Genomic DNA, 6311 nt, shown 5'->3' on the forward strand with positions numbered 1-6311 from the left:
CAGCCGAGAATAATCAGGGTGGCGTCTGAACCAGTAGTGAAAGGAACAACCATTGTTGACCAAAAATAAACATTACATATTTCTTCTTCTCTTCCTCCTGCCTTTGATCAGTCAGGCGCAGCTGCCCAGAATCAACGTAGAGGGGTTCTTTCTGCGGGATTCAGTGGAGCTGGGCAAGACGCTCAAATACATCCTGCTCTCAAAGCATGACCCGCAGGCCGAGGTGGTGTTTCCAGACTCCACGTTCACGTTCACGCCCTTTGAACTGGTCAGGAAGGAATTCTACCCCACCAGAACCGTCAACGGCCGCAGCACAGACAGCACCGTGTATGTGCTGCGCACCTTTCAGTTGCAGCCCGTGCAGCGGTTGCAGCTGCAGGCCCGGCTTTTCTTTCAGGGAGACACCTTGCTCCTTACCGCCCCCGCTGACTCGGTATTTCTCATCCAGCACGTAAAATCATTACCTGAGCCGCTCCCCCTGCGGTCTGCAACCCAACTGCTGCCCGTTGCCGAAGAATTCAACTACCTGTATTGGGGGCTGGGGCTGGTAGCGGCCGGCGTGTTGTTTGGCGGAATCTGGGGCCTCTTTGGGAAGAGCATCAGGACCAGGTACAGATTATATGTGCTTCAGAAAGACCAGAGCCAATTCCAGTACCGGTTCCAGACTGCCACAGACCGCTTCAAGAGACTTAAAACCCTAGAACCGCTGGAGCGGGCTATCACCCTATGGAAGAACTACTTAACCAAGCTGGAAGACGAGGAAATCAGCTCTTTCACCACCAAAGAGATCACTACCTTCTACGCCGATGATGAACGGGTGGCCAATACCTTGAAGGTCTGTGACCGGGCCATTTACGGGAACATCATTTCTGATGACGAGTCAGAGGTGGTCAATGCCCTCTCCCAGCTGGCCGCCTTTGCCGCCTACCGTTACGTAACCATTAGAGACTCCATTAGAAATGTGGCAAACACCCGCTGATTTTTCCTGGCTCAGCCCCGGCTGGTTTGCCTGGGGCGCCTGGCAGTCTTATGACTGGGCCAACCCTGTCTACCTGTATGCCCTGCCGGCTGTACCCCTGCTGTTTCTGATGCGGTGGCTGCTGCACCTGAGGTTCAGGAAAAAACTGGACGTAGCCCTTTTTGAAGGCAAAGCCACGTGGCACTGGACTAGTACCCTGCGCTACATCCCAGACCTTATCTTCGGGCTTTTCCTGGTGCTGATTCTGGTGGCGCTGGCCCGTCCACAGAAAACAGATGAGACAGTAGAACTTACCTCTGAGGGCATTGACATCATGCTGGTGCTGGACGTCTCCGGCTCCATGGAACTGACAGACTTTTCCCCCAACCGGCTAGAGTCGGCTAAGGAGGTGGCGCTGCAGTTTGTCAACGGCCGCGTGCAGGACAGAATTGGGATTGTGGTCTTTGCCGGCAGGGCCTTTTCCCTGGTACCCTTGACCACCGACTACGGCCTGGTGAAAGAGAGTATCAAAGACATCAAACTGAACATGATCTCAGAAGACGGCACCGCCATTGGAAGTGCGCTGGCCGTGGCTATTAACCGGCTGCGGGAGTCAACAGCCAAATCAAAGGTCTGCATCCTGATCAGTGACGGCGAAAACACCGCGGGCAGCCTTGACCCGGAACTGGCGGCGCAGCTGGCGCATGCGTATCAACTGAAGCTCTACACGGTGGGCATTGGCCGCGACGGCTCCGTGCAGATGGGCACAGATTCCACAGGAGCCCCTATCACTGTGCAAACCGGGCTGGAAGAGAAAACGCTTCGGCAGCTGGCCTCTCTGGCAGAGGGGCAATTCTTCAGGGCTCAGGATGCCAACGCCCTTTCAAAGATCTTCCAGAGAATTAACGCTTTAGAAAAAACAGAGGTAAAAGAAACCCGCTACCGTGACACCCGTGACTATTATCAGATATATTTGCGCTGGGCCATTCTGCTGCTTTTGCTGTGGCTTCTGCTCAAGAACACCTTCCTGACCAACGCGTTGGAAGACTAATTTTGATTTGCCCATTGTTCATTGCTGATTGTTGTTACATGTCTATAAAAGAGAACCTACTTGATTTCCAGGAAAAGCTGAAAGGTAGCCATTGCCAGCTCATTGCCGTCTCCAAAACCCACCCGGTGGAGCTGATAAAGGAGGCGTACGAGGCGGGGCAGCGTGCCTTTGGCGAAAACAAAGCGCAGGAGATGAAGGCCAAGCAGCCTGATCTTCCGGCTGATGTGGAATGGCACATGATTGGGCACCTGCAAACCAACAAGGTGAAATACATTGCCCCTTATGTGCATCTCATACAGTCAGTTGACAGCCTGAAGCTCCTGCAGGAGATTAACCGGCAGGCCCAGAAACATGACCGGGTTATCAATTGCCTGCTACAGTTTTTCATTGCCGAAGAGGAAAGCAAATTTGGGCTGGATGTACAGGAGGCACAGGCACTGCTCCGGTCAGACGAGTATCAGGCTCTGGCCCATGTCAGGATCTGCGGGGTGATGGGCGTGGCCACCAACACCCAGGACCAGGCACAGCTTCAGCGAGAGTTCAAATCATTGAAAAACATTTTTGAGACACTTAAGCAGGAATTCTTTCCCCAGGCCCACCACTTCAGGGAGATTTCAATGGGCATGAGCTCAGATTACCAACTGGCTATTGCCGAAGGCAGCACCATGATCAGAGTAGGTAGCGCCATCTTTGGGTACAGAGAGTATTCAGCAACCGTAACTTTATAACGCATGAGCATCAAAACCATCTTACTTCTTGGCGCCCTCATCAGCGGATTGGGTGTAATGATTGGCGCCTTTGGGGCGCACGGCCTGGCCAAAATGCTAACAGAAAGCGGCCGTACCGCCACGTTTGAAACCGCGGTCAAATACCAGATGTACCACGCCCTGGGCCTGTTGCTGGTAGGCATACTGATGACGCAGTTCCCTGGAGCCACAGGGCTAAAATTATCGGGCCTCTGCTTTTTAATCGGGATCCTGATATTCTCAGGTTCGCTTTATATTCTCTGCCTCACGGGCATAAAATGGATGGGGGCCATCACCCCTATTGGCGGCCTGTTCATGATTGGTGGCTGGCTCAACCTGGTATGGGTCCTGGCGAAGAATCTGCCGTAATTGAAGTTGCGCCTTTCCAAACACCAAAAACGCCTCTCCTGCTTTGGCAAGAGGGGCGTTTTTGGCTTGTTTTCAAAAAAACAGCCCAGAAACGCTAATTTGCGGCGGTTACTTTGGTAATGATCAGCACCTGGGTAGATCCTTGCAAAGCGTTAGAATCAATGGTAATGACTTTGTTCTGCTGCCCGCGTTTACCGGCACTGTTGAACCTGGCGGTGATGGAGGCCGTTTCTCCTGGCATCACCGGCTTCTTAGGGTAATCAGTGGCGGTGCAGCCGCAGGTGGTACGTACGTTTGAAATGACCAGGGGCTGGCTCCCGTTGTTGGTGAACCTGAAGGTATGCTGCACCACCTCGCCCTGCCTGATGTCTCCAAAGTCAAATTTCTGTTCCTCAAAGACAATGGAAGGTCCGGCGGGAACCACGGGCGTGGAAACGGTGGAGCTGTCTGAGCGACTGGGCACGGCGGCTGACGGCGGGGGGGTGCTTTGCGCCATCGCGCTCCCGGCCACAAACAAAAACAAGGCGGCACCAATGAACTTTTTCATCTTTCTTTTCTTGAACTGGTAAGCATATCTGTAAGAGACTGCACTCTATTTCATTTCATCAAAACGGGAAGACACTCAGTAAAGTATTTCCAGGTTTTGCGTTTATGACCTGTTTTTCAGAAAACAGACCTAAAACAAGCTTCTTTCATTGAACTGGAAGCTATCCCTGTTTACTCCTCCTCTACGGCCACCACATCTTCCAGCAGCTTCTTGTTGAAATTCACCAGAAACAGCTGGTCTGAGGCGCGGGTGGCGGCGGTATACAGCCAACGGGCAAACTCCTGGTTGGTGGTATCATCTTTCAGGAAGCCATGGTCAACAAAAACCGCCTGCCATTGGCCGCCCTGCGCTTTGTGGCAGGTAAGGGCGTAGGCGAATTTCACCTGCAGGGCGTTCAGGTATTTGTCTTGCCGCATCTCCAGGGTGCGCTGCCGTTTGCTGGTGATGTGCTGGTAATCCTGCAGCACCTGCTGGTACAGCTCCTTGTTCTTGTCTGCGGGCAGGGCGGGCGCCTCTGAGTAAAGGGTGTCCAGCATGATCTTAGTATCCAGCTCCTCCTCGTCTGGGTAGTCAACAAACCGTATCCTCACATCCGCGAAGCGCAGGCCGTACATCTCTTCAAACCTGATGATCTTGGTGATTTCCACAAAGTCGCCGTTGGCCATGAACCCTATGCTGCTTTCTTTGGGCAGCCACATGTAGTTGTTGCGCACAATCATGAGGTAGTCGCCCACGCCAATCTCGTCTTCGGCAAAGAAGATCTGACGCCTGATGTGCTGGTTATACAGGTTGGCGTTCTTGTTGGAGCGGCAGATGACGGTGGTGTTCTCAATCCCGAACTTGTCATAGGCATACCGCAGCCCGTCTTCCAGCTTGTCCCCTTTCATGTGGAAGATGTCTTTGAAGCCGCGGGTTCTGAAGGCCGGTTCCGGCTGCTCCTTCACCAGCTCGTTACGCAGGCGGGTGGCGTTCATGAGAATACCAGATTCCTCGGCTTGCCGCATAACCTGCCGCATCTCCATCTGGTGCACCTGGCACTTGAAGTTGCTGGCCATGTAGGCGGCATCTAACGAGGGGCTGAGGGTTTGGTTGACCGGGGGCAGCTGGGCCGTGTCTCCAATTAACAGCAATTTATTGCTGGAATTCTCAAAGATGTAGTTGATGAGATCCTGCAACAGCCCGTTATCGCCAAAGGCTTTGTCATCTGAGATCATAGACGCCTCATCTACAATGTAGACCACGTTCTCCTGCTTGTTGGGCTGGCGGGCAAAAGACAACCCCTCTGCGTACGGATTGGCCGTTTGCTTGTAAATCTTCTTATGAATGGTAGAGGCTGGCTTCTTAGAATACGTTGACATGACCTTGGCCGCCCGCCCGGTGGGGGCCAGCAGCACGTACTTGTACCCAAACCGGTTCAGGATCTTCACCAGCGCACTTACCACCGTGGTTTTACCGGTACCGGCAAACCCCTTGAGCAGGAAAACCTCTTTCAGACCGGTTTTACGCAGAATGAACTGCTCCAGCTTATGAAAAAGCTGGCTCTGGTCTGCGGTGGGTTCAAACGGGAAATTGGCTTTAAGCGCTTCGGCTGGACTCATGGGTTTGTGCTATGCGGGCTGGGAAGACGGCTCTATGGTGGCCATGGTGGCAGACGCCTTGGCAATGAGGGTTTCCTGCCCCTGCCCATCTATACTAAAGATTTCTGCCTCACAAAAGTTCAACTTTCTGCCCTGTTTCAAGACCCAGCCTTTGGCTACCAGCTCCTCTCCCACGCCCGGGTTCAGGTAAGAGACGCGCAAATCAGCGGTGACCACGTGGTAATCTGCGGGCACCAGACTCACGGCGGCAAAGCCCATCACAATATCAGCCAGCGTGGCCGTAACCCCGCCGTGCACAAAGCCTTTGTGCTGTTTATGCTTCTCCTCAAGCCGTAAACGGCCTTCAATTCTGCCTACTTCTATGGTTTCTATTTCAAAACCCAGCAATTGCATGTAAAATTGTCGCCGGAGTTTCTCTTTTATCGTATTCGAGAACTCAGGATTATACGTTTTAAGCATGTGGCAAAAGTACGGCGCGGCCGTCTGCCTTACAACTTATGGAGAACCTACATCCGTTTGCGGAAGCTTATTCTTTTAAAACCAGAATCAGGGTCTGCGGACTCTTAGTACTAGAAGATAAATTACTGTTGGCCCGCCACAAGGCCGCCTTTGGCGATGGTGTCTTCTGGATTCCGCCGGGCGGCGGCTTGGAATACGGGGAAAAGGTGAAAGACTGCCTGATCAGGGAGTTCAGGGAGGAGACCGGCCTGGAGGTGGAAGTTGGCCGTTTCCTGTACCTCAATGAGTTCCTGAAGCCCCCGCTGCACGCCATGGAGCTCTTTTTTGAGGTGAAACTGGTGCAGGGGGAACTGGCCCTGGGTACTGACCCGGAACTGGCGTTAGATGCGCAGTTGCTCCAGGAGGTGCGGCTCCTCACCATCAGGGAGATGTTCCAGTTGCAGCGCGAGGAGCTGCACCCCCTCCTGCACGCCCTGGTCAACCTGGATGACCTGTTTATCCCCAGGCACTCGTTCCTGAATTGATGCAACGGCTGTTTTCGCTGTCTGTTTAAACTGAAAAGCCCGACCCGAAAAGCAGGTTA

General features: G+C 53.3%; 8 protein-coding genes. 5 read left to right on the plus strand and 3 right to left on the minus strand.

The genetic code is table 11. The features are described from left to right. Positions 1–55 precede the first annotated feature (55 nt). Genes A8O25_RS18355 through A8O25_RS18370 form a run of 4 tightly spaced genes read left to right on the plus strand, consistent with a single transcriptional unit; the run spans position 56 to position 3124 of the window. Positions 56–979, plus strand: coding sequence for a hypothetical protein (locus tag A8O25_RS18355; RefSeq protein WP_066837999.1), 924 nt, complete (start codon positions 56–58; stop codon positions 977–979). Next, on the plus strand, positions 960–2009 hold the full coding sequence (locus A8O25_RS18360) for a vWA domain-containing protein (RefSeq protein ID WP_066838001.1): 1050 nt from the start codon (positions 960–962) through the stop codon (positions 2007–2009). The genes A8O25_RS18355 and A8O25_RS18360 overlap by 20 nt, the downstream gene beginning before the upstream one ends. A gap of 38 nt (positions 2010–2047) precedes the next feature. Beyond that, a complete protein-coding gene (locus tag A8O25_RS18365; protein ID WP_066838022.1) occupies positions 2048–2737 on the plus strand; it encodes a YggS family pyridoxal phosphate-dependent enzyme in 690 nt (229 codons plus the stop codon). Positions 2738–2746: 9 nt separating this feature from the next. Beyond that, positions 2747–3124 (plus strand): DUF423 domain-containing protein, encoded by a 378-nt coding sequence (locus A8O25_RS18370; RefSeq protein ID WP_066838026.1) that lies wholly within the window; start codon positions 2747–2749, stop codon positions 3122–3124. Between the two features lie 94 nt (positions 3125–3218). On the opposite strand, the gene A8O25_RS18375 is transcribed toward A8O25_RS18370, so the two are convergent. From A8O25_RS18375 to A8O25_RS18385, 3 genes are all read right to left on the minus strand, one after another. Then, entirely contained in the window at positions 3219–3671 is a 453-nt protein-coding gene (locus A8O25_RS18375) for a DUF1573 domain-containing protein (RefSeq protein ID WP_066838003.1), read from the minus strand. A gap of 170 nt (positions 3672–3841) precedes the next feature. Then, entirely contained in the window at positions 3842–5269 is a 1428-nt protein-coding gene (locus A8O25_RS18380; protein ID WP_066838005.1) for an ATP-dependent DNA helicase, read from the minus strand. 9 nt (positions 5270–5278) lie between these two features. Then, positions 5279–5728: a PaaI family thioesterase gene (locus A8O25_RS18385; protein ID WP_066838007.1), complete on the minus strand. Its 450-nt coding sequence runs from the start codon at positions 5726–5728 to the stop codon at positions 5279–5281. Positions 5729–5766: 38 nt separating this feature from the next. Between A8O25_RS18385 and A8O25_RS18390 the strand changes: the two genes are divergently transcribed. After that, positions 5767–6252, plus strand: coding sequence for an NUDIX domain-containing protein (locus A8O25_RS18390; RefSeq protein ID WP_066838010.1), 486 nt, complete (start codon positions 5767–5769; stop codon positions 6250–6252). Positions 6253–6311 lie beyond the last annotated feature (59 nt).

It is taken from the genome of Rufibacter ruber (assembly GCF_001647275.1).
Lineage (GTDB): Bacteria > Bacteroidota > Bacteroidia > Cytophagales > Hymenobacteraceae > Nibribacter > Nibribacter ruber_C.